This window comes from Acidithiobacillus sp. IBUN Pt1247-S3 (genome assembly GCF_041146875.1).
Lineage (GTDB): Bacteria > Pseudomonadota > Gammaproteobacteria > Acidithiobacillales > Acidithiobacillaceae > Igneacidithiobacillus.
This window is the reverse complement of the sequence record NZ_JBFRXP010000002.1, coordinates 148,376-171,106: the sequence shown is the minus strand read 5'-3', so window position 1 is coordinate 171,106 and position 22,731 is coordinate 148,376. Positions and strand designations below refer to the sequence as shown.

Sequence of the window (22,731 nt, the reverse complement as noted above, 5' to 3'; positions counted from 1 at the left end):
TCCTAGTTGCCTGTAGTGTAATAGAAAGCGAGGCAAGATGGACCCTCTGGCGGGCAAGAAAATTCTTCTGTTGATTGGCGGCAGCATCGCCGCCTACAAAACCCCGGAGCTGATTCGCCTGCTGCGCGGCTGCGGGGCGGAACTGCGCGTGGCGTTGAGCAGCCACGCCGCCGATTTTGTTGCGCCACTGGCCCTGCAGGCAGTGAGTGGGCAGCCGGTACGCCAGTCGCTGTTCTCTCCCGTCGAAGAGGCGGCGATGGACCATATCGCGCTGGCGCGCTGGGCGGATGCGGTGCTCTACGCTCCGATTTCGGCGAGCGGCCTGGCACGCCTGGCGCAGGGCCTCGCCGATGACCTGCCAAGCACCATCGTGCTTGCCAGCCGCGCGCCTCTCTTCCTGGCGCCAGCGATGAACACCGCTATGTGGGAGAACACCGCGACACAACGCAATGTACGGCAATTGCGTGACGATGCGGTGACGTTCTTTGGACCTGAGAGTGGTGATCTCGCCTGTGGCGAAACCGGCGCCGGGCGCTTGCTGGAACTGATCGAGGTCGTCGATCAACTGCGTCTAGCCCTCGCGCCCAAACCCTGGGCAGGCTGGAATGTGCTGGTCACTGCTGGGCCGACCTGGGAGGCCTGGGACCCGGTGCGGGGGCTCAGCAATCGTTCGAGCGGCCGCCAGGGCTATGCCCTTGCCCAGGCGGCTGCTGAACGCGGCGCCCGAGTGACCCTAGTCAGCGGCCCCAACGCCCTGACCTGCCCCACTGGGGTTGAGAGGATTGAAGTCGAATCAGCGCAGGAGATGCTCGCAGTCTGCCAGGGCATCGTCCAGACAGCGCGCATTGATCTCTTGCTGGCCAATGCTGCCGTTGCTGATCATCGGCCAGCGAAAACGTCTGCGGAAAAACAGAGCAAAGGCGAACTACCTGAGCAGTTATTTCTGCTCGCCAACCCAGACATCGTCCACCGCCTGCACGACGACCCACAACGCCCGCGCTATATTTTGGCCTTTGCCGCCGAGACACATAATGACGAGGAGCGCGCCGTAGCCAAATTACGTGCCAAGGGGGCGGATTTTGCCGTCGTCAATGACCTGCGCAGCGGTGCCATGGGCGGCACAGAAAATGCCGCCGTGCTCTTTTGCGCAGATCGGCGCTGGGAGCTGCCCCGCAGCAACAAGCTCGACCTGGCGCGCGCCCTGTTGCATCATCTCGCCACCTGTTTGCACGGAAGGAACTAGATGGAAAAGCTCGCTATTCGCATCCTCGACCCCCGCCTCGGCCAGGACTGGCCCCTTCCCCACTACGCCAGTGATGCCGCGGCGGGCATGGACTTACGTGCCTGCATAGACGCGCCCCTAACCCTGGCTCCGGGAGAAGCGGCCCTGGTTTCAGCGGGCTTCGCCATGCACATCGGCGATCCCGGCGTTGCCGCCCTGCTCCTTCCTCGCTCCGGACTCGGGCATAAGGGACTCGTGCTAGGCAATCTAGTTGGCCTCATTGATGCCGATTACCAAGGGCCACTCAAAGTTTCCCTGTGGAATCGCGGCCGGGAACCCTTCACGATTGCCGTAGGCGAGAGGGTAGCGCAGATGATCCTGGTGCCAGTGCTCCGCCCACAAGTGCACGTGGTCGAAGAATTTGTTGCGACGGAGCGCGGCGAGGGTGGTTTTGGCAGCACCGGAAAACACTGAGGCACAGAATGGGCGAAAAAATTGAGGCGGTATTTGAGTGGCTGCTGTGGAATAGCCGCTTTGTTGTTTTGCTGGCGGTCATCGCCAGCATGTTCGTGGCCTTTGCGGTATTTTTTATGACCTCGGTCGACGCCTGGCACCTGGTCGGCCATATCTTCGAGTATGCCAGCCCAAGCTTGTCCAGCGCGGCACGCAGTGAGTTTCATCTGGAAGTGGTCGCCCACGCCGTCAGCATTGTCGATGGCTACCTGCTGGCGACTATCCTGCTAATCTTTTCTCTCGGCCTGTATGAGCTCTTTATCAGCAAGATCGATGTCGCAGGCGAATCCAAGGGCTCGCGCGTGCTGTTTATCCGCAGTTTAGACGATCTCAAGGACCGCCTCGCCAAAGTCATCCTGATGATCCTGATCGTCAGCTTCTTTGAGCGCTCCCTGTCGATGCATGTGAACAACTTTCTGGATCTGCTCTACCTGGCCCTCGGTATCGCCCTGGTCGCCCTGGCGCTCTTTCTTACCCATAAGGGCAGCCACGCCCGCGCCGAGAACGAGGCCAGCGGCGAGGGGCATTAGTAGCAGAAAGTCAGGCGCGCGGTAGGGTAACGCCGTGCTGCCCCTGGTACTTGCCCTTGCGGTCGGCGTAAGAGACCTCGCAGACCTCGTCGGACTCGAAAAACAGCACCTGCGCCACTCCTTCATTGGCGTAGATCTTGGCCGGTAGTGGGGTGGTGTTGGAGAACTCCAGAGTCACATAGCCCTCCCATTCCGGCTCGAATGGGGTGACATTGACAATGATGCCGCAGCGCGCGTAGGTGGATTTGCCTAGGCAGATGGTGAGCACATTGCGCGGGATGCGAAAATATTCCACCGTCCGCGCCAGGGCAAAGGAGTTGGGGGGGATGACGCAGGTATCACCGGTGAAGTCTACAAAAGAGTCTTCGCTGAAGTTTTTAGGGTCAACAATGGCGCTGCGCACATTGGTGAAGACCTTGAATTCACCAGCACAGCGAATGTCGTAGCCGTAAGAGGAAAGCCCGTAAGAGATGATTGGCTGCCCCTCGATCTGCCGCACCTGCTGCGGCGAAAAGGGTTCGATCATGCCCTGTTCTTCGGCCATTTGCCGAATCCAGCGGTCGGACTTGATGGCCATCCCAGCTCCTAGCGGTTCTCGATCACAATCTTGGGGAATTTGCGGCTGTGGTCCACTGCCTGCAAGGCAATGCGGCCAGCCACATGCCGTGCCAGTTCGCGATAGATCTTGGCCAGCTGAGAGTCCGGCGCGGCCACCACGGTCGGCGCGCCATTATCGGCCTCATCGCGGATGCGACGATCAAGGGGCACCGCACCCAGGAACTCCACCCCATACTGCTCGGCCATCGCCGCACCACCGCCATGGCCAAAGATGTCATCTTCATTGCCACATTTGGGACAAATGTAGAAGCTCATATTCTCGATGACGCCAAGGATGGGAACACCGACCTTCTCAAACATTTTCAAACCCTTGCGGGCATCCAGAAGGGCGATATCCTGTGGCGTGGTGACGATGACAGCACCAGAGACCGGCACCTTTTGCGCCAGGGTGAGCTGGGTATCGCCGGTGCCTGGCGGCAAGTCGATGACGAGGTAGTCAAGTTCGCCCCAGCGAGTGTCCGAAAGCAGTTGCTCCAGGGCCTGCATAACCATCGGGCCACGCCAGACCATAGGGGTTTCCTCATCGATCAGGAAGCCGATGGACATGGCCTTGATGCCGTGCCCCTCCATGGGCTCCATCTTTTTTCCATCCTTACTGGTCGGCTTGCCTTCGATGCCCAGCATGCGCGGCTGACTGGGGCCATAAATGTCGGCGTCCAATATCCCTACCGTGGCGCCTTCTTGCGCGAGGGCCAAGGCCAGGTTGACGGAGGTGGTGGATTTGCCAACGCCACCCTTACCCGAGGCAACGGCGATGATGTTTTTGATGCCATCCAGCAGTTTGACGCCACGCTGCGCCTGATGTGTGCGAATATTCTGCTGCACCTCAACATCGGCTTTTACGCCGGTAACTTTCTGGACGGCTGTCGCGATCTCTTCGCCAAACTTGCCAGCGATACCCTGCGCCGGATAGGGCAATTCAATCCGTATGCGCTGCCCCTCCACCGCTTTCAAGACCCCGGCAGCGGCAAGATCCTTGCCGAGATAGGGGTCGTGAATGCTGCTCAGGGCCTGCTCTACCTGCTGCTTTTCTAACTCTGCCATGGCAATTGCCTTCTCCGTTCGCCCCGGGCTCAGCCGGCGGCAATAATAACCTCGTGCTGCTCCAGCCCGCCGCCCTCACCAAAGGCCTCCTTGGGCAAGGGATTTTTGTGTACCGCCTTGAAGTCATCACTACGCAACCAGGAGTCAAAGGCCGCCTTGTCTGCCCAATGGGTGAGCACGACATAGACGCCGTTATCGTCGACCGGACGCAGGATCTCCATACGTACAAAACCCGCTTGTTTTTCCACCTCGCCGGCGCGCTTGCGGAAACGTTCTTCAAATTCGCTATGAAAATCTGGCTTTACGGGCACCCGGTTGGCTACTACATATTGCATCGTCGCCTCCAAAAGATTGTGCTAATACAGTCATTCTACGGCAGCTACGCTGTGCAGACCAAGAACGTCTTGCATGTCATAGAGACCAGGCGCTCGCCCGTGCACCCAACGTGCCGCGCGCAACGCGCCTTCAGCAAAATTGCGGCGGCTACTGGCGCGATGGGTAAGCTCCAGACGCTCCCCGGCACCAGCCAGCCAAACACTATGCTCGCCGACCACATCGGCGGCACGCAGGGTAGCAAAACCGATGCTACCCTTGCCGCGCGGTCCGGAGACACCGTTGCGATCCCAACAGGCGAGCTCATCAAGCTCGGCATTGCGCCCCGCAGCCGCAGCGCGTCCCAAGGCGAGGGCCGTGCCCGATGGGGCATCGCGCTTTTGACTATGATGCGCCTCGATGATCTCGATGTCATAGTCCTCGCCCATGCTGGCAACCACCCGCGGCAAGAGAGCCAGCAGGACATTGATGCCCACACTCATGTTGGGTGCAGCAAGCAAAGGAATCTGGCGACTCAATTCCTGCAACTCCATTTGCTGATCGGCGCTGAACCCGGTGCTGCCCAAGACCACCGGTCGCTGGACTTGCGCCGCCGCACGTAGGTGGCAGAGGGCGGCATCGGCCGGGCTGAAGTCGATCAGGACGTCAGCCTGCGCCAGGGCCTCAGCCAGTTGCGCAGACAGCGGGACGCCCAGTTCCGCAAGCCCCGCGAGACGACCGACATCTTCGCCGAGCGCAGACGCCCCGGGGCGCCCCAGAGCGGCAACCAGTTGCAAATCGGACTGCTCGCTCAGCGCGGCAACAATCGCCTTGCCCATTTTGCCGGCTGCCGCGGCCAACGCTACGCGAATCGTCATCTCAACTCCCTATACGCTCAAAAAAATCCTTGGCCTTGGCCCACCAACTCTCCTGCTGCGGATGCTGCGCCGCCTCTCCGGTTTCGGCGGCGAATTCCTGTAAGAGTTCCCGTTGCCGTTCGGAGAGTTTGACGGGCACCTCTACCTGTACTCGACAATGGAGATCACCGGTCATGCGGCTGCGCACCCCTTGGATGCCCTTGCCGCGCAGCAGAAAAACCTTACCCGACTGGGTGCCAGCAGGAATCTGGATCTTGGCGCGACCACTCAGGGTGGGAACCTCGAGTTCGCCGCCAAGAGCCAGGGTAGTAAAGCTTACCGGCACGGCGCAATGCAGGTTATCACCATCGCGCTCAAAGAGATTGTGCGGTCGCACCTGGATCTCGACATACAAATCGCCGGGTGATGCGCCGCGCTCACCAGCCTCGCCCTCACCGCTCAGGCGAATGCGATCTCCGGTATCCACACCCGCGGGGATCTTGACCTCTACCTGCCGATTTTTCTTGACTCGTCCCTGGCCCTTGCAGGTTTTGCAGGGATTCTTGACCACCTTGCCACTTCCCCCGCAGTTGGGGCAGGGGCGTGTAACCGAGAAGAAACCTTGTGCCATACGCACTTGTCCATGCCCGCCACAAGTACGGCAGTCCTCGACATCAGTCCCCGCTTCCGCCCCTGTGCCATGGCAGGACTCACAGGCCACCGAACTGGGGATGTCAAGTTCAACGGTCTTGCCGGCCGCCGCTTCCTCCAGACTCAGATCAAGGCGATAGCGTAAGTCGCTGCCGCGACCGGCGTCTTGCTGAAAGCCAAAGCCGCCGCGGCTGAATTGCTCGAAAATATCGCCAAAAATATCGCCAAAACCGCCAGCTCCACCGAAACCACCAAAGCCAGCACCTCCTCCGCCACCACCCTGCACACCGGCGTGACCAAACTGGTCGTAGGCGCGACGCTTTTGCGGGTCGGACAAAACCTCATACGCTTCGCTGAGTTCCTTGAAGCGCTCTTCCGCTGTGTGGTCGTCAGGGTTGCGATCGGGGTGATAACGCATCGCCAAGCGTCGGTAAGACTTTTTCAGCTCACCGTCATCCACCGTGCGGGTGACTTCCAGAATTTCGTAGTAATCGCGTTTGCTCATCGCATCCATTTCCAGAAACAGGCAAGGGCAGGGATGCTTCCCTGCCCTCCTGGGGTGATCGCGGCCTTACTTCTTGTCGACTTCCTCGAACTCGGCTTCGACCACATCATCGTCTTTGGCATGATCCGCACCACCAGCGCCCGCAGCATCACCAGGCCCAGCTTGCCCGGCCGGGGAGGCGTGCTGCAGGAGCTCTGACATAGAGGTCATCAGGGTGGCAACCGCCGCCTTGATCGCCTCGGGGTCCTCGCCCTTCACCGCCGCTTCCACGGCGCTAACAGCGCCTTCCACCTTACTGCGAACCTCTGCCGGAGCCGACGTATGTTCGCCAAGGGCCTTGCGCGCCCCATGCACGCTGCCATCTGCCTCATTGCGCGCCTCGATCAGGGCACGCGCCTTCTTGTCGTCGGCAGCGTTGGCCTCGGCCTCCTTGATCATGCGCTGAATCTCTGCCTCGGAAAGACCAGAGCTGGCGGTAATCTTGATCGACTGCTCCTTGTTGGTCTCCTTATCCTTGGCCGAGACATGCAGGATGCCGTTGGCGTCGATGTCGAAGGTGACCTCGACCTGCGGCATACCACGTGGCGCCGGACGGATATCCGTCAGATCAAAGCGCGCCAGAGACTTGTTGTCGCGTGCCAGTTCCCGCTCGCCCTGTAACACATGCACCGTCACTGCCGACTGATTATCTTCGGCGGTCGAAAAAACCTGCGACTTACGCGTAGGAATCGTGGTGTTCTTTTCGATCAGCTTCGTCATTACCCCACCCAGGGTCTCGATACCGAGAGACAAGGGCGTAACGTCCATCAGCAACACATCTTTTTTGTCACCGGAAAGCACAGCACCCTGGACTGCAGCACCAATCGCCACTGCCTCGTCGGGGTTGACGTCCTTACGCGGCTCCTTGCCAAAGAACTCCTTGACCTTGTCCTGCACTTTGGGCATGCGGGTCTGTCCACCCACGAGAATCACATCGGAAATCTGGCTGGAACTGAGCGCGGCATCCGTCATAGCCACCTTGCACGGTGCCATGCTGCGATCGATCAGGTCTTCCACCAAGGACTCCAGCTTGGCCCGGGTCAGTTTCATGTTGAGATGCTTGGGACCAGACTGATCGGCAGTGATAAAGGGCAAGTTGACGTCGGTCTGCGCGGACGAGGAAAGCTCGATCTTTGCCTTCTCTGCTGCTTCCTTCAGACGCTGCATGGCCAAACGATCGCTGCGCAGGTCAATCCCCGCCTCGGCTTTGAAGGAATCTGCCAGATAATTGATGATGCGGTTATCAAAGTCACCGCCACCGAGGAAGGTATCACCGTTAGTGGAGAGCACTTCAAATTGATGCTCGCCGTCCATTTCGGCAATTTCGATGATGGACACGTCGAAGGTGCCACCACCCAGATCATAGACTGCAATTTTGCTGTCGCCGGGGTTTTTGTCTTCACCAAAAGCCAAGGCCGCTGCCGTTGGTTCGTTAATGATGCGCTTTACTTCCAGGCCGGCGATGCGACCGGCATCCTTGGTTGCCTGGCGCTGCGCGTCGTTGAAGTACGCGGGCACGGTAATCACCACCTCAGTAACCGTCTCGCCGAGATAATCTTCGGCAGTCTTTTTCATCTTCTGCAAAATATAAGCAGAAATCTGCTGCGGCGAATAGCTCTTGCCACGCGCCTCTACCCAGGCATCGCCATTATCGGATTTGACGATTTTATAGGGGACGTGCTTCATGTCTTTCTGCACTTCTGCATCATCAAACTTGCGACCGATCAGGCGCTTGACCTCGTAGATGGTGTTTTCCGGGTTGGTCACCGCCTGGCGCTTGGCGGACTCGCCAACCAGAACTTCGCCGTCTTCGCTGAAGGCGATAATGGAAGGCGTAGTGCGCTTACCTTCACTATTCTCGATCACCTTGACCTTGTCACCTTCCATGACGGCGACGCAGGAATTGGTGGTTCCCAAATCGATACCAATAACTTTAGCCATTATTCCATCTCCTACAAGTTAAATTTGCAATACCCGCGATCGTTACTGCGGCTTGGCGGCCTTGGAGACCGACACCATGCTGGGCCGCAACAAACGGTCGTGAATCAAATATCCTTTCTGGTGTACTGCCAGAACGCGGTTCGGCTCACCCTCACCTTCTACCATGGCAATCGCTTGATGCAGATTGGGGTCAAAGCGGCCGTTTTCAACTTCCACTGGCCGCACCCCGGCCTTGCCCAGGGCACCGACAAAGAGATTCAAGGTATTCTCAATTCCCTGGCGGAACTGCGTCATTGCCTCGTCCTCGCCATTGGGCGTTGCCAAGGCCATCTCCAGGCTATCGGCAACTGGCAGCAACTCGCGGGCAAAGCGTTCGACGGCATAGTTGCGCGCATCTTCCATCTGCTTTTCCATGCGTTTGCGCAGGTTTTCCATGTCGGCCAGGGAACGCAAATAGTCGTTACGGAACTTCTCTGCCTGTGCCTGCCAATCGGTTTCTGCAAGCGCGGCACCCTCTTCTGCTGGCGCCTCCGTGGCCTGTGGATGCTGTTCTGTTTCACTCATTGGGTACTTCCTCAAGCTTCGTCCAACCCTTAGATGGGGTGGACCCGCTGCCATTTCAAGAGGAGATCATTTCGCTGTGGGAAAGGGCCTGCCCGAGCAGACGTGCGGTGCCATCTACCAAGGGAATGATATCCTGATAAGGCATGCGCATGGGGCCGAGCACGCCAATCACCCCCACCGGCTCGCCGTCAATCTGGTAGGGGGCAGAGATCAGGGTGAAGTCGCTCAAGGGCGCGAAACCGGACTCGCCGCCAATAAAGAGACGCACATCACTGCCACGCATACTCTGATCAAGGAGCATGACCAGCTCGCGCTTCTGCCGCACCACTGAAAGCAACTCACGCAAGCGTTCATTGACGGCAAAATCGGGCAAATCGAGCAGTTGTAATTCGCCCTCGATGAGCATGCGCTCCTGATCGGCCGCCAGCATCTCCTTGCCCAACTCCATGGCATTGCGCAGGATATGGTCCATCTCCGCCCGCGACTGGCGCAGGTCCTCGTCGAGCAAAGCCATCACCTCTTGCAGGGGACGTCCACCATAACTGGCATTGAAACGATTCGCGGCCTGGGTTAGCGCCGCAGCGCTCAAGGGCGTCTCGACGCGAATCAGGCGGTTTTCGACCTCGCCTTTGTCGGTAACGAAGATGGCCAAGACCTCACGCTCGCGCAAGGCAATAAAATCGACATGACGCAAGGTCTGCGTCGCTCGTTTGGGCACGCGGATGAAGCCGACCATGCGCGTCATCTCCGAGAGGGCCTCGGTGGCGGCATGCAACACCTCTTCGGCATCGGGCACGCGCGCGCCGATGCGTTGCAGTAGCACGCGCTGCGCAGACCCAGACAACGGTGCCACATGGATGAGAGAGTCAACAAAAAATCGGTAGCCGCTGGACGTGGGGATACGCCCCGCCGAGGTATGCGGCGAGATGACGTAACCTTCATCTTCGAGATCGGCAATCACGTTGCGCACAGTGGCCGGACTGATAGCCAAGCCGGCATCACGCGCCAGCTGCCGGCTGCCCACAGGCTGGCCGCTGCTGATGTGCTGCTCAATAAGCGATTTCAGTAAATGACGGGCACGCGCATCCATTTTGTGTTGCCTCCAGGACACGCCCACTCCGGGCGTCTTCTTGGCACTCTAGCGCAGAGAGTGCCAAGAGACCAGAGAATTACTTGATTTTGTCTTCCCGATAGGCAACGTGCTTGCGCGCCTTGGGATCGTACTTGACGAACTCGAGCTTGTCCGGGGTGTTCTTCTTATTCTTGGTAGTGGTGTAGAAGTGCCCGGTGCCCGCGGTAGAAACCAACTTGATCTTGTCACGCATTGTTCAGTCCTCAGATCTTCTCGCCAGCAGCACGCAGATCCGCCAGGACCGCATCGATGCCCTTCTTGTCGATGGTACGAATCGCCTGGGTGCTGATCCGCAGCCGTACCCAACGATTCTCGCTCGCGACCCAAAAGCGCTTGTATTGCAGATTCGGCAGAAAGCGCCGACGCGTCTTGTTGTTGGCATGGGAGACATTGTTCCCTGCCATGGGCTTCTTGCCCGTAACCTTGCAAACTCTGGACATAACCACTATCCCCCACAGAAAAGAGGCGCTTTATACCATGATTTGACGGGGGAATGCTACTGGTGGAGCGCGTCCTTAGCGCAGCCGCAGCCAGCCAATACGGTAGAAAATTAATCCCGTGGTAACTTCCACTAGAATCAGACCACCAGTGATCAGGTAGAAGGCAGAGTGGGAATCCGGAAGCGGTCCCAAGGGGACATTCATGGCTGCGGCGCCAGGAATAAAGAGTGGGATAGTCGCCAAAATAATTAGGGCGGCCATGAACTTGAAGATATTGTTGACGTTGTTGTTCACCACGTAAGTGTAGGCGTTGAGCAGACTGTTGATGGTTTCTTGCTCGGTGTCGACCTGCTCGCGCGCCTGACGCAGCTCGATGCGGCTGTCTTCGTAGTACTCCTGAAAATCCGCCGAGTCTTTCGGTAACCACGGACGCAGTTCTTCCAGCAAATGCTCCAGTTGCAAAAGGCCCAGGTCAAGGTCGAGCAAGCGATCATTAACCTCCAGTGCCTGATAAATAATGTTCACCCGTTGTGCCCGACGCAGCTCCTTCTCGATCTGCCCCAATTCCTGTCCTACGTCGCGGGACATGCGCACGTAGCGGCGAGCGATTTCGTGAATGATTTGCAAGACCAGCTCCCAGCGCTTGCGTGGTGCCGCAGGATCGAGCAGCTCGTCTAGAAATCGCACTGGCTCCTGGCTCAGGGTAACGAGATATCCAGGTACCAGAATCACGGTCAGGGGCAGCAAATCAAAGGTACTGGAATGCGGCGCATGGTGGTGCGGGACGGTAAATTGCAGGGCTAAAAAGCCGTGTTCGCGTACGAAGGGGCGCGCCGGTTTATCTTCCAAACGCCGCCGCAAGAAGGGTTCGGGAACCCCAAGACTGGCAGCAGCCTGCTCTAGCTCTTCATCACTGGGAGCAAGAAGCTGCAACCAGTCGCGGCTGCGACCATTGCCGGTAAGAAAGGCGCCTAGAACTCGCTCTAGCATGCCGTCCCCTCAGATGTCGAAGAAGCCATGACGCCGTCCCCACCACGCCATAAACAGGGACGCACCAAAGCCGTAGGCGAGCAGAAAATACCAAGTGAAGTGCCAGTGCCCCAAGGGCAGATGGGTTTCCATATGAAAGGGCATGATTAGGGCAATGGGGATCATCAATAGCGCCAGCCACAGAGTCATCACCTTCATCACCGAGTGGGAATTGTTCTGTACAATACCGGTGTAACAATTGGTTACCGAGGTATAGCGTTCCCAGACCAGCGTGACGCCATCTTCTACTCGCCGCAGTTCGGCCTGCAATTCCTCGACAATGGGCAGCAGCTGATCAGTTTCTTCCAGCTCCCAGAGCCAAGTGCGTAAGGTATGACCGAGATCCCGCAAGGACACGACCAGATCTCCCATACTGCGATTGAGTTTGACGATTTCCCGCAACTCACGATTCGTCATCGACTTCCGCAAAGCCGTGCGCAGCTCTTTGAGTCGCTGTACGATCCGTTGCGCGCCCATATCATGGCTGTGGATAGCTACCAACACCATGCGTAACAAGGCTTGTTCACGGCTATCCGGATCGCTCATTTCTTCTACGTCATGATAGACTGCTTCCAGCCCTTCGCCGGGGGAAAGCACCCACAGGCTCTGCGGCCCAACAATGACCCCTAACACAGACTCCATCAGGCGCTCCTCGCCCTGCTCGGCATCCGCCAAATCGTAGACGTAGGGCAGATGCAGGTGCCACACGCCACTGCTCGGCTGTTCCAGGCGCGCGCCGTAAGTGGCCAGCAGTTCATCGGCGCGCGGCGCGACAAACCAGGCTGGAGAGAGGCCCAGGGCCTGTGCATAACCGCGCCAGCCCTCCTGCGCATCGGCGCCGAGAATAAAAGCACCGCGCACTGGTACTGTCGCCGGCATCGCGGCAGGGGTACGCCAGCGCGTCCAGAGCCACGGGTTCAGATCCAATGACGACTCCGAAACCACAGCACCGTGAGCAGGGAGACAAAAAATCCCCCGCCCATGAGTGTTGGCCAGGCATACGGCCAATTCTGTATGGGTAAGGGTACATTCATGCCGTAAATAGTGGCCACAGTAGCGGGAATGGCGATGATCACCGTCCAGCCGGTGATCACTTTCAGGGTATTGCTGATGTTGGTCTGCAGCACGCCACCATAGGCGTCCATCATGTTGGTGATGGTGGAGGTGTAAATTTCCGTCATGTCGCGTGCCTGCTGCAGGTCGATCAGGGCATCGGCGAGGTCTTCGGAGTCCTCTTCATCCTGGGTAATGACCGGCAAGCGCAACAGTTGTTGCAAAACGGAGATGTCACCGCGCAGGGCCGAAGTAAATCGGATGAGGATCTTGCTGAGGCTGAGCATACTGAAGAATTCGTCGTTGCTCTGCGAGTCATGCAGACGCGCTTCGGTATGGACGATTTCGCCATTGATTACCCGCAGGGCATCGAGAAAGGCGCGTGCCATGCGCTGGATCATTTCCACCGTCAGCCAGCGTGGGTCGAGCTCGTCGGTTTCTTGCGACAGTTGTGCCTCAATGGCGCGCAGCAGCGGCAACTCTTCCGAACTCACGGTCAGGATTTCCTCACGGCCAAAAACGATCCCTAGAGGGATCACGGCAAAGCTCGGGCGACCGGAATCCGGATCGCTGCGCGCGACCGGAATCTTCAGGATCACGAGGATGTTGTTGGCCTCTTTTTCCAGACGTGGGCGTTCATCAAGGTCCTGAACATCCTGAAAGAATTCTTCGTAAATCTGGAAACGCTGGGTAAGCTCGGCAACCTGCTGGGCGTCGGGAGCCACAACACTGGTCCAGTGATAAGTTCGGCGTCCTTCGCCGCGAATGGCGATAACGCGAGCTGCACGCATACTCTTCATAACCATCCTCGACGCTTGAAGTGCAGGGTCATGGCAATCGAAATCAGAAAGGCAACACCTATCGCCACCCACACGGTCCAGTGACTCCTTTGCTCCAATAGCGGCACGTTGACGCCAAAAACGGTAGCAACCAGGCTGGGCACATAGAGAACGAGGGCAATCACGGTCAGCACTTTCAGGCCGTGATTGATGTTGATCTGCACCATGCCAGCATAAGCGTCCATCATGTCATTCGCGGTATTGGCACTAATCTCGGCGCGATCGCGGGCGTGCTGCAGGTCGGCAATGGCGCGGTTCAGCGCCGAGCGGTTTTCATCCCCCCAGCGCAGCGCCGCACTGCGTGAGACCTTGAACACTGCCACGATGTTGCTCGCCAGAGTCACATAAAAACGGGTGAGCGCCTTGCTCACGGCCAGTAGCTCATAAAAATCCTCGGTGCGCTGCGTTTCATCCAGACGCGACTCCACTTCGAGAATCTCGCGTCGCAGTCGTTCCACCGTGTGCTGGTAGCTCGATGCAAGAACCTGCAAGATCCAGATCAGAGTTTGGCGCGGGTCTTCAAATTTGCGCGCGTTCCATTGCCCAAGAAAGGGCCACTCGACTTCCGCAAAGCTCCACAGACGACCCTCCCCCCAAAGCAAGGCGAACGGGCGCAGCACACACTCCCCTTCAGAGCCATCACTGCGCCAGGGAAACTGCATGACCAGCAGGAGGAAAGAGCCCACCCGCTCCAGACGCGGGCTTTGCTCCGGTATCAAAAGGTCTTCAAAGAGATCGTCGGGCAGATCAAGTTTGTGCAGCAGCGCATCCAACGCCCCCACGCTCGGCGCATGCTGGTGAAACCAGAGTTGTTCCACGCCACTCCCGGCGTCTCTCAGGATCGTACTCGCCATACGTCGTCACCCCTGCCGATTCGGCGAGTTTATAGCACAGGCGGCGATGGCAGTGGAAGCTGCGGCGGGGATTCCGGTACTGCAGCCGCAACAGGCCGCCCAAGCCCTGCTGCGCGGGACGCAGAACCAACACGCATCGTCTACACTAAAAAAAGGGTTATTTCTGTACCTTCATCCAAAGCAAAGGAGATAACGATGACGGCCGAAATGAAAGTATTCAGCACCGGTATCGACCCAGAAGACTGGATTCCCCAGCGTTTTGCCCAGCCCGGCGAGGGCATGATCCCACCCATTAGTTGGCTGCATCTGCCGGAGCACACCAAGAGCCTGATATTGCTCATGGAGCACCGCAGCGGCACAGCCAGCCAACGCGTACACTGGCTGGTCTACGATATTCCGCCAAGAGCTTCCGGCATTCCCGAGGGTGGGCCCATCCCCGAAGGTGCCCAAACGGGGAAAAATGATTTTGGCGCAAGTAGCTACCATCCTCCGGTCGCTTCGCCCGACCATGAGCTGCAGTATTATGACTTCCACCTGCTGGCCTGTGATTTGCCGAGCCTGGGTCTTGCAGAAGGGGCAAGCTGGGCAGCGGTCAAGGAAAAACTGCGGAAGCAGCGCGATCCCGGCGATATCGCCCCACCGCCAGCAGACGATCCACAAGCTGTGGAGTTTCACCCCCTAGGCCATGTGATTGATCGGGCCGAATTTAGTGGGCATTTTGCGTTGGATACGGACAAGCCGGCTCAATAACCGAGCAGCTCCACTAACGCATCGTACCCGCTTTCCCGCTTGGCCTAGGCGGGGGAGACTATGCTTGCCCTTCCCTCTGCCCCAATGATGGAACCAGATTACTGTGGCGAAAAATATAAGTGGCTCGACCCTCAGCTCGCGTACTGCTTCTGTACCCACTGTGCATACTGTTCGCCGAGCAGGGGCTGCCACCAGCCGGTGTTCTGCAGGTACCAGTCCACCGTCTTGCGAATCCCCTCTTCAAAACTGTGTTGCGGCGTGTAGCCCAGCTCACGCCCAATCTTACTGGCGTCGATGGCATAGCGGCGGTCATGACCGGGACGGTCCTTAACGTAGCTAATCAGGCTCTCGGCTGGCTTTCCCTGTGAGGGCGCGGCATGCGGGTAGCGTTCTGCTAGCGTTGCGTCTGCGGCAAAGGCTTCATCCAGTAAACGGCAAATCAAGCGCACGATGTCGAGGTTCGCCCATTCATTGTGGCCGCCAATGTTGTAGTTCTCCCCCTCTACGCCCTGCTCCAGAATCAGGGCAATCCCCTGACAGTGGTCCTCGACAAAGAGCCAGTCACGGATCTGCTGGCCGTCACCGTAGATGGGCAAGGGGCGGCCATGCAAAATATTGAGAATGACCAGGGGAATCAGCTTTTCCGGGAAGTGATACGGCCCATAGTTGTTGGAGCAGTTACTGGTCGTCGTACACAGGCCGTAGGTGTGCTGGTAGGCACGCACGAGATGGTCGGAAGCTGCCTTGCTCGCCGCATAAGGCGAGTTGGGGGCATAGGGAGTATCTTCCCGAAACGCCGGATCTTGCGGCCCCAGGGTGCCGTAGACCTCGTCAGTAGAAATGTGGTGAAAGCGATGCGGAATCACTCCCTGCGGCCCGTCCAGCCATTGCTTGCGCGCCGCGCGCAACAGGCTATGGGTGCCAAGGATGTTGGTGTTCAGAAAGGCGTCAGGATCGTGAATGGAGCGATCGACATGACTCTCGGCGGCAAAATGCACGATGGTATTGAGCTCGTGCTCCTGCAGCAGTTTCTCAACCAAGGGCGTGTCGTTGATGTCACCGGCGACAAAGGTACAAGCCTGCCCTTCTAGGGACGAGAGGCTGGCGCGGTTACCAGCGTAGGTCAGGGCATCAAGTACTACGAGCGTGCCTTGGGGATAGCGACAGCGCCAGTAATGACAGAAATTGGCACCAATAAAGCCCGCGCCCCCGGTCACCAAAAGCCGCATCTTTGCCGCTGCCAATTTTTCAACCATTGTGTATTCCTTCTTGCCATTCGCTCATCATCTGTCGCAACTGCACGCGCCAGTGCGGCGCTGCCCCTAAGGCCGCGTAGCTGCCCGTTTTATCCAACACCGCGCAGGCCGGGCGCTGGGCGGGCGTGGGATAGGCTGTAGCGGGAATCATCTGGATGGGGATTTGCCGCGCCAGCAGGCCATGTTGCAGCCCCTCTTCCTGAATTGCCACGGCAAAATCGTACCAAGACGCTACCCCGGCATCGGTCCAGTGCTGCGTGCCGGTAAACTCTGGCTGCTCTACAGCCCGCCAGAGGGCCGCTGCTAGGCCACCCGCCCAGGTGGGAGTACCGATCTGGTCGCCCACTACGGAAAGACTCTCGCGCTCCGCCATCAAGCGCAGCATGGTCTTGACAAAATTGTTGCCAAACTGGCTATACACCCAAGCGGTGCGCAGGATGAGCGCGGTTTCACCAAGTGTGTTACGGATGTTTTCTTCCCCCGCCGCCTTGCTTGCGCCATAGACTCCCAGCGGGGCGATGGGATCGGCGGGGGTATAGGGCCGTCCCTGGCTGCCGTCAAAGACAAAGTCCGTCGATACTTGCAGCAGGCGCGCAGCATGCCCTTGTGCCCATTCCGCCAGCACTCTGGGCGCTCCCGCGTTAACGGCATGGGCGAGCTCCGGCTCGGACTCGGCACGATCCACCGCCGTATAGGCAGCCGCGTTGATGATGATGTCGGGCTGCAGGCGCTCGAGCACTGCGCGAATCTGCGCCGGCTGGGTAAGATCGGCAGCGACACGATCAATAGCATGCAAGCTAACTCCCGCCGGACAGCGACGCTGCAACTCCTGTCCCAACTGCCCGCCTGCCCCCAGGATACAAACCTGGCGCATGTTACCTCCTCACGCAAAACATTCGCATTGCGCGAGTGGCAGGCCGGCCGCATCCTTCGCCGCCAGCAGGGGCGCCTCTCCCACCGGCATCGGCCAGTCGATGCCCAGGGCCGGGTCATTCCAAAGCAGGCAACGCTCGGCAGCGGGCAGGTAATAGTCCGTGGTTTTGTAGAGGAACTGGGCAAACTTGCTCAGTACCACAAAGCCGTGGGCAAAGCCTGGCGGTACCCAGAGCATCTGATGGTTTTCGGCAGACAGCGTCGCGCCTACCCAACAGCCAAAAGTTGGCGAGCTCTGGCGCAGGTCCACCGCCACGTCAAAGACTTCCCCTTCTACCACCCGCACCAGTTTGCCCTGCGCCTGCTGGATTTGATAATGCAGGCCACGCAAGACCCCAGACGCCGAGCGCGAGTGGTTGTCCTGCACAAAGTCCAAATCCAAGCCGAGATCGGCAAAGGTCTTGCGATTCCAGCTCTCCAGAAAAAACCCGCGCGCATCGCCAAAGACCCGAGGCGTCAGCAGACAGACCTCGGGGATGGCCAAGCGTTGCAATTCCATTAGCGTTCCTCCAGTTCCAGGCAGCGCAAGAGATACTCGCCGTAACCACTTTTGCGCAGCGGCTCCGCCAGGCGACGTATTTGTTCTTCGTCAATATAGCCCATGCGCCAAGCAATCTCCTCCGGGCAGGCTACCTTCAGGCCCTGGCGTTGTTCTAAGGTACGGATAAATTCGCCGGCATTGAGCAAATCTTGGTGTGTGCCCGTATCCAGCCAAGCGGTGCCACGCCCGAGAATCTCCACCTGCAACTGCCCTGCCGCCAAGTAGCGGGCATTCAACTCCGTAATCTCTAATTCGCCACGTGCGGAGGGCTGAATTTCGCGGGCCATCTGGCTGGCCCGCGAGTCATAAAAATACAGTCCCGTGACGGCGTAGCTGGAACGCGGCTTGATCGGTTTTTCCTCCAGTGACACCGCCCGCCCCTTGGCATCAAATTCCACCACTCCGTAGGCACGCGGGTTGGCGACGTGGTAGGCAAAGACTGTCGCACCCGTTGATTGGTGATTGACTACCTGGAGACCCTCGCTCAGGTCGTGGCCATAGAAGAGGTTATCGCCAAGAATTAGTGCCGAAGGCGCCCCCGCCAAAAACTCTTCGGCAATAATCAATGCCTGCGCCAGCCCCTCGGGGCGTGGCTGCTCAGCATACTGAAAATCTAGCCCCCAGGCCGAACCATCGCCCAACAGCTTCTGGAAATGCGGCAGGTCGTTAGGAGTGGAAATCACCAGAAACTCCCGGATACCAGCGAGCATCAGGGTAGACAGCGGATAATAAATGAGAGGTTTGTCGTAGATGGGCATGAGCTGCTTGCTCAGTACCTGGGTGAGTGGATACAGGCGCGTGCCCGACCCCCCCGCCAGAATGATGCCTTTGCGCATATGATTCGTCCTTTCGCGGAGACTGCCCGAGGCGGATGCGCAAGGCTAACCAATTGCGTTGTCAGCGTCTAGGTATTTAGAGCGAGTAGACAGAATGATCGTTAGCTTGGCGAGCGATGGAACAGATATTTTAGACTTTTTGGTCGGGGCGAGAGGATTTGAACCTCCGACCACCTGAACCCCATTCTAAACAATATGTAAGACCTTACCCATTGTTTCGTAACCGCTTTACAAAATCACGACTTCTACAAATCGGCATGTTCGCAAAAAATATATCCCTTGATAATCAATGCCATTTTTTCCGTTGTAGAACCATTTACCGGGATATCCCCCTTCCCTGCCTTCCTCGTTCCTCACGGCCATGCTACCCATTCCACGTGCCGCCCATTCTATCCGCCTCTATCTCGCCCTCATCTCCCATCTGTACACCATTGCGCATTCCGAGTGGTATGCTGTCTCCATTCCGATAGCCTCTGGTAGCAACGAATTGTAGCCGAATTGACCATTCGGCCTGCGAAAGTTGACATTATCACACTAATGATAGTTCAGATAACCTCTAGTTTTACCTTGTTGGGGAACTATGATGGACTGCTACGGAAAAACAGTAATGCACCCGCATGCATGGGGAGCCAGGATGCTATCACAAGACGGCTATATCCGGATAACGCCGGAGGAGATGGTGAATACCCCGCTTATTCACCTGATTTCCGGTCTCGACCAAGAGGAAGACAAAGACCACTCCTTGGGAGCAACCCAAACGTGCATCGCCGGATACACCGAATGGGTTAGCGATCAGCCTCCAGTGATCACAGTGGGATGGGACTGGCGGCTAGACAGCGAGTCCGGGGAGCTGCGCTACCTGCGGACGAGCGCGCCACGGAGCAACATCATGTTCGTGGATGACCAGCATGTCGATCTGGGTCCAGCCAGAACCGAGGCTATTCTGGAGAAGATCATCAATGCGTTGAGCTGGCAGAGGGTGGTTCACTGCATCATAACTCAGAGATACCAATGATCCGCCAACCTGACAGGTTTGCCAGTGTTGCGAGAATTCGAGTACTGCTAATTTAGCCCCCGACAGAGTTTGTTTGATGAGGGCGTCATGCGACTGGTATCTGGAGCAGCAGAAGGCTTGGCAGAGGGGCAATACTCGAGGCTGGCGGAATATCGCCACCAGGTGTTTGTAGAATACCTGGGGTGGGAGGATCTTCGCACAGAAAGTGGCAGAGAAGCAGATCAGTTCGACCGGTCGGATACAGTCTATGTCATGGCGGAAGACGATCACGCCAACATCATCGGCTGCGCCCGCCTTCTGCCCACCACCAAACCGTATCTCCTCGGGGAGGTGTTTCCGCAACTGCTCAACGGACTGCCGCCGCCTAACTCCCCGGATGTGTGGGAACTGTCCCGTTTTGCGGCAGTAGATGTCCAAAAAAAAAGCGCAAGATCGGGGCAGTTCTCCTCGCCCGTCGCCAGAAAACTGCTGGAAGAATCTATTGGGTGTGCAGCCACGCGTGGCGCCAAACGGTTGATCACGGTGTCACCCATAGGTGTTGAACGATTATTGTCCCGATCCGGAATAAATTCACATCGTGCTGGTCCGCCCATGATCATAGACGGATACCCAATATTTGCCTGTTGGATTGAACTAAAAAACCAAAATTGGCATACACATTCTACATGCTAAGAATGTCGACAAATACCGCACGAACGCATTTAAGTATTATTTTACTGGCATTAATGGCTTTGGCTTCTATGAAGCCAAATCTTTGTGATAGCAGAAGCTGATTTAGCGCTTGCACCTAGTGATGGAAGATCGCAGGAAATTATTGTTAGCGTGGAGTTTCCTTGTTTTCTTATATTATTTCTAACGGCTGCAGTTGGCTTCTGTCATTTGCTTTGCCGTTTTATTCCGCATAGACAAGAAAATAATGCCTAAAAACCAGTCAACACATGCAAACTAGAAGAATACACGAACAGTACTTTTGTTTTGTGGGCTTCATAATTAGGTTGTGATGAGAGGCTCTGATCGCAAGTCTCTTCATCTTCTTTCATCGGCGATCAAACAGAGGAGGAAATGTTATGTGTAAGGAAACAAATCAATCCGTGGTTCCTGATTTTACCGTATCTGGTTTTGATGGGCCATCTTCTCAGTTAACAGCTGCGCATGCACAGTTAAAAGATTTAAAAGCATTAAAAATGTCTGTTTGTGTCGGTGCAAGTTACAATCCGTCCACAAATAAGATCTGCTTTAGCGTCCCAATTTATGGAGATATATGCATTACGTCGCCTATTTCTATCCCTGTAGGTGCGGAACTGAAAGTATGTGCCAGCACCTGTGGCGCGTTTATCCCTACCGGATTAAAAGCCACTGTCTATCTTAACGGGTCGGCAATTTATACTGGAACAATAATTGGTTCTTGCTAATACCAATTAGGCTTAACAAAATCATCCAGCGGACGCGCCAATGGCGCGAGCCGCTGATGGTTGGGGTGTACGCCGAGCATATACCGAACACTGTCATAATAAACTCTACCAGAGCATGAAATAAACTCGTATCCCGTTATTCGAAGTGCCCCACGGGGAACGCACACTTCCCGTTACCGCCATTCTCCGGAATGGAGATCATCCCACCGACGATTGGGCACCTGTTAAACATGTCAGGTACCAATAAATTATAGGCCAATGATAAACTTTACATGCTGCAGAGCCTGTAGCTCCATGTAAACAGAAAGCCATTGTATAACCTGCCTCCGTCGGACAGGTGTCAACGGAAATTCTCGAACAGAAGCATACTAAAAGGAATCTGATAATATGTCATCTCCAGAACTTGAATCCAGTGCAGAGCAAATAAACGTCCTAATTGTCATTGATACTGACTACGTCAAGGTACACTATCAAAATCCCAGCAAGGATCCCAATAACCCCACTGGTATTGATCACAACAGCCAGTTCATGATCTGCACTGACCCACGTGGCGGGATCGTAAATCAGGGTACCGCAGACCTGCAATTCACCGCTCTCCCAGGTGATCTTGTGTCCTTCGCCGGTGTTTCAATTTACGATAACTCTGACGATGCAGTTGTCGTCTATGGCATAAAATACTGGAAAGGCGATAGCGTATTCAACCAGTTTGTCCCTAATCTGGTGCGGCGCAATGGTGCAGCTCAGCCAGATACGAACACTTCCAACGGGCTACCGGTATTGAATGTTCCCCAAAATTTCACCAGTTTCGATTCCAAGGTGAAACAGTCGGGTACCGAAAATTTCTACGTCCAGTTTGGTCTCTATCAGCTAGTGGACGGGGAAAACCAGAGGTTGTTCGGATATTTTTACTGGGATCCGAGTATCTGCGTCAAGTAAGCCTGCTATGCAACAAGCCCATCGCCATCTGGCGATGGGCTGATAGGATAACAGTTGTAAGAAATGTTTATTTCATGGTATTGCAGATCATTTCGAAGAGCAGGTTGCGCGAAGTGACATCAAGCCATGGATTTTGCTATGATTATTTGTCTAGCATTACTGGTTTAATCTGTTATGTTGTTGTCATAACAACGATATGTTTACAACCATATTGAGAACAAGCATTTCTGTACGTTTTTAATGGTAAACCGCAGCCATACTTAAAGGAGAAAACACAATGTCGTTTAACCAGACTTTTCAAATATATAACTGCACTCCCTACAAGATGACGCTTGACTCTGTAAATAGCGAAAATTTGGATGATGCATGGCCATCAACCATTCCAGCTCAGGATGCCAGCGGTCCTGGGTACGTTGAGTTTGAGCAGGATGGTTTTTTTAGTGTGAACCCCACCGCCATCTATATTATGCAAAGTACTCCGTCTATTAACGCTACTATGCACTTTTATTGTGCAGGGACAGGACTTACGGTCCAGGTAACTACAACCTTGGAATATAGCAGCAATCCTCCATTCACTAATTTGATCCGGGAAAGCAACACCAATCCCGATCAAGAAGCTACTGGTTCAAACAATTTGTCTATCAAGGACTTCGGAAACAACTCTAGTCGTGGCATCGCGATATTCGTGATCGGGCAAGACAAAATTCCGTCGTAGTCTGGTAAGCAATGGGATGGGAATCCCCACCCCGTAACGGCATGGATGTGCCATAGTGGGGGGTTTTCCTCACTATGAGAGCAATAGGAGTCCCCCCGGTGTCAGGGTAGTTGTCGCCTCTCTGAAATGGAGTCAGGCGTAGGGTGGGGGCGGAAAGTGGATTATCGAGATGAAACATTACTCAGCAGAACGTA

At 56.5% G+C, this 22,731-nt stretch carries 27 protein-coding genes; 9 read left to right on the top strand and 18 right to left on the bottom strand.

Features of this window, described 5'->3' with window-relative positions:
• The first annotated feature begins 37 nt into the window (after nucleotides 1–37).
• Genes coaBC through AB4090_RS02780 form a run of 3 tightly spaced genes read left to right on the top strand, consistent with a single transcriptional unit; the run spans nucleotide 38 to nucleotide 2,265 of the window.
• Entirely contained in the window at nucleotides 38–1,243 is a 1,206-nt protein-coding gene (coaBC, locus tag AB4090_RS02790; RefSeq protein ID WP_369572332.1) for a bifunctional phosphopantothenoylcysteine decarboxylase/phosphopantothenate--cysteine ligase CoaBC, read from the top strand.
• Complete coding sequence (gene dut / locus AB4090_RS02785) at nucleotides 1,244–1,696, top strand: dUTP diphosphatase (RefSeq protein ID WP_369572331.1); 453 nt, start codon at nucleotides 1,244–1,246, stop codon at nucleotides 1,694–1,696.
• 8 nt (nucleotides 1,697–1,704) lie between these two features.
• On the top strand, nucleotides 1,705–2,265 hold the full coding sequence (locus AB4090_RS02780) for a YqhA family protein (protein ID WP_369572330.1): 561 nt from the start codon (nucleotides 1,705–1,707) through the stop codon (nucleotides 2,263–2,265).
• A gap of 10 nt (nucleotides 2,266–2,275) precedes the next feature.
• Here the strand turns inward: AB4090_RS02780 and dcd are convergent, their stop codons facing one another.
• The 14 genes from dcd to AB4090_RS02710 form a co-directional block, all read right to left on the bottom strand.
• Entirely contained in the window at nucleotides 2,276–2,842 is a 567-nt protein-coding gene (gene dcd, locus AB4090_RS02775) for a dCTP deaminase (RefSeq protein WP_369572329.1), read from the bottom strand.
• An 8-nt stretch (nucleotides 2,843–2,850) separates the two neighbouring features.
• A complete protein-coding gene (gene apbC, locus AB4090_RS02770; protein ID WP_369572328.1) occupies nucleotides 2,851–3,927 on the bottom strand; it encodes an iron-sulfur cluster carrier protein ApbC in 1,077 nt (358 codons plus the stop codon).
• A 29-nt stretch (nucleotides 3,928–3,956) separates the two neighbouring features.
• Nucleotides 3,957–4,262, bottom strand: a complete 306-nt coding sequence (locus tag AB4090_RS02765; RefSeq protein ID WP_369572327.1) for an antibiotic biosynthesis monooxygenase — start codon at nucleotides 4,260–4,262, stop codon at nucleotides 3,957–3,959.
• Nucleotides 4,263–4,292: 30 nt separating this feature from the next.
• The gene (dapB, locus tag AB4090_RS02760) at nucleotides 4,293–5,117 is read right to left on the bottom strand and encodes a 4-hydroxy-tetrahydrodipicolinate reductase (protein WP_369572326.1); all 825 of its coding nucleotides are present in this window, start codon (nucleotides 5,115–5,117) and stop codon (nucleotides 4,293–4,295) included.
• A gap of 1 nt (nucleotide 5,118) precedes the next feature.
• The gene (dnaJ, locus tag AB4090_RS02755; RefSeq protein ID WP_369572325.1) at nucleotides 5,119–6,252 is read right to left on the bottom strand and encodes a molecular chaperone DnaJ; all 1,134 of its coding nucleotides are present in this window, start codon (nucleotides 6,250–6,252) and stop codon (nucleotides 5,119–5,121) included.
• A gap of 66 nt (nucleotides 6,253–6,318) precedes the next feature.
• Nucleotides 6,319–8,232 (bottom strand): molecular chaperone DnaK, encoded by a 1,914-nt coding sequence (gene dnaK, locus AB4090_RS02750; protein ID WP_369572324.1) that lies wholly within the window; start codon nucleotides 8,230–8,232, stop codon nucleotides 6,319–6,321.
• A 42-nt stretch (nucleotides 8,233–8,274) separates the two neighbouring features.
• Nucleotides 8,275–8,796, bottom strand: coding sequence for a nucleotide exchange factor GrpE (gene grpE, locus AB4090_RS02745; RefSeq protein ID WP_369572323.1), 522 nt, complete (start codon nucleotides 8,794–8,796; stop codon nucleotides 8,275–8,277).
• Nucleotides 8,797–8,851: 55 nt separating this feature from the next.
• The gene (gene hrcA, locus AB4090_RS02740) at nucleotides 8,852–9,886 is read right to left on the bottom strand and encodes a heat-inducible transcriptional repressor HrcA (protein ID WP_369572322.1); all 1,035 of its coding nucleotides are present in this window, start codon (nucleotides 9,884–9,886) and stop codon (nucleotides 8,852–8,854) included.
• A 79-nt stretch (nucleotides 9,887–9,965) separates the two neighbouring features.
• A complete protein-coding gene (rpmG, locus tag AB4090_RS02735) occupies nucleotides 9,966–10,121 on the bottom strand; it encodes a 50S ribosomal protein L33 (RefSeq protein ID WP_308389239.1) in 156 nt (51 codons plus the stop codon).
• Between the two features lie 10 nt (nucleotides 10,122–10,131).
• Nucleotides 10,132–10,368, bottom strand: a complete 237-nt coding sequence (gene rpmB / locus AB4090_RS02730; RefSeq protein ID WP_369572321.1) for a 50S ribosomal protein L28 — start codon at nucleotides 10,366–10,368, stop codon at nucleotides 10,132–10,134.
• Nucleotides 10,369–10,443: 75 nt separating this feature from the next.
• On the bottom strand, nucleotides 10,444–11,358 hold the full coding sequence (locus tag AB4090_RS02725) for a CorA family divalent cation transporter (protein ID WP_369572320.1): 915 nt from the start codon (nucleotides 11,356–11,358) through the stop codon (nucleotides 10,444–10,446).
• 9 nt (nucleotides 11,359–11,367) lie between these two features.
• Nucleotides 11,368–12,324, bottom strand: a complete 957-nt coding sequence (locus AB4090_RS02720; RefSeq protein ID WP_369572319.1) for a CorA family divalent cation transporter — start codon at nucleotides 12,322–12,324, stop codon at nucleotides 11,368–11,370.
• Nucleotides 12,315–13,250, bottom strand: coding sequence for a magnesium transporter CorA family protein (locus AB4090_RS02715; RefSeq protein ID WP_369572318.1), 936 nt, complete (start codon nucleotides 13,248–13,250; stop codon nucleotides 12,315–12,317). Before AB4090_RS02715 ends, AB4090_RS02720 begins: the two co-directional genes overlap by 10 nt.
• Nucleotides 13,247–14,143 carry a magnesium transporter CorA family protein gene (locus tag AB4090_RS02710; RefSeq protein ID WP_369572317.1) on the bottom strand — a complete coding sequence of 299 codons (897 nt, stop codon included), beginning with the start codon at nucleotides 14,141–14,143 and terminating at the stop codon, nucleotides 13,247–13,249. Before AB4090_RS02710 ends, AB4090_RS02715 begins: the two co-directional genes overlap by 4 nt.
• A gap of 195 nt (nucleotides 14,144–14,338) precedes the next feature.
• Between AB4090_RS02710 and AB4090_RS02705 the strand changes: the two genes are divergently transcribed.
• Entirely contained in the window at nucleotides 14,339–14,893 is a 555-nt protein-coding gene (locus AB4090_RS02705; RefSeq protein WP_369572316.1) for a YbhB/YbcL family Raf kinase inhibitor-like protein, read from the top strand.
• 131 nt (nucleotides 14,894–15,024) lie between these two features.
• On the opposite strand, the gene rfbB is transcribed toward AB4090_RS02705, so the two are convergent.
• From rfbB to rfbA, 4 genes are read right to left on the bottom strand one after another with little or no spacing between them, the layout of a single operon-like run.
• Nucleotides 15,025–16,149, bottom strand: a complete 1,125-nt coding sequence (gene rfbB, locus AB4090_RS02700) for a dTDP-glucose 4,6-dehydratase (RefSeq protein ID WP_369572315.1) — start codon at nucleotides 16,147–16,149, stop codon at nucleotides 15,025–15,027.
• Nucleotides 16,142–17,023, bottom strand: a complete 882-nt coding sequence (rfbD, locus tag AB4090_RS02695) for a dTDP-4-dehydrorhamnose reductase (RefSeq protein WP_369572314.1) — start codon at nucleotides 17,021–17,023, stop codon at nucleotides 16,142–16,144. The genes rfbB and rfbD overlap by 8 nt, the downstream gene beginning before the upstream one ends.
• A 9-nt stretch (nucleotides 17,024–17,032) precedes the next feature.
• Complete coding sequence (gene rfbC / locus AB4090_RS02690) at nucleotides 17,033–17,581, bottom strand: dTDP-4-dehydrorhamnose 3,5-epimerase (RefSeq protein WP_369572313.1); 549 nt, start codon at nucleotides 17,579–17,581, stop codon at nucleotides 17,033–17,035.
• On the bottom strand, nucleotides 17,581–18,459 hold the full coding sequence (gene rfbA, locus AB4090_RS02685; protein WP_369572312.1) for a glucose-1-phosphate thymidylyltransferase RfbA: 879 nt from the start codon (nucleotides 18,457–18,459) through the stop codon (nucleotides 17,581–17,583). The genes rfbC and rfbA overlap by 1 nt, the downstream gene beginning before the upstream one ends.
• Nucleotides 18,460–19,093: 634 nt before the next feature.
• Here rfbA and AB4090_RS02680 point away from each other — a divergent pair.
• From AB4090_RS02680 to AB4090_RS02660, 5 genes are all read left to right on the top strand, one after another.
• Nucleotides 19,094–19,474, top strand: a complete 381-nt coding sequence (locus tag AB4090_RS02680) for a DUF4902 domain-containing protein (RefSeq protein WP_369572311.1) — start codon at nucleotides 19,094–19,096, stop codon at nucleotides 19,472–19,474.
• Nucleotides 19,475–19,561: 87 nt separating this feature from the next.
• Nucleotides 19,562–20,146, top strand: coding sequence for an acyl-homoserine-lactone synthase (locus AB4090_RS02675; protein ID WP_369572310.1), 585 nt, complete (start codon nucleotides 19,562–19,564; stop codon nucleotides 20,144–20,146).
• A 395-nt stretch (nucleotides 20,147–20,541) separates the two neighbouring features.
• Nucleotides 20,542–20,886 carry a hypothetical protein gene (locus AB4090_RS02670; RefSeq protein WP_369572309.1) on the top strand — a complete coding sequence of 115 codons (345 nt, stop codon included), beginning with the start codon at nucleotides 20,542–20,544 and terminating at the stop codon, nucleotides 20,884–20,886.
• Nucleotides 20,887–21,273: 387 nt separating this feature from the next.
• Nucleotides 21,274–21,822, top strand: coding sequence for an inclusion body family protein (locus AB4090_RS02665; RefSeq protein ID WP_369572308.1), 549 nt, complete (start codon nucleotides 21,274–21,276; stop codon nucleotides 21,820–21,822).
• Between the two features lie 277 nt (nucleotides 21,823–22,099).
• Nucleotides 22,100–22,537: a hypothetical protein gene (locus tag AB4090_RS02660; RefSeq protein ID WP_369572307.1), complete on the top strand. Its 438-nt coding sequence runs from the start codon at nucleotides 22,100–22,102 to the stop codon at nucleotides 22,535–22,537.
• The last annotated feature ends 194 nt before the right edge of the window (nucleotides 22,538–22,731 follow it).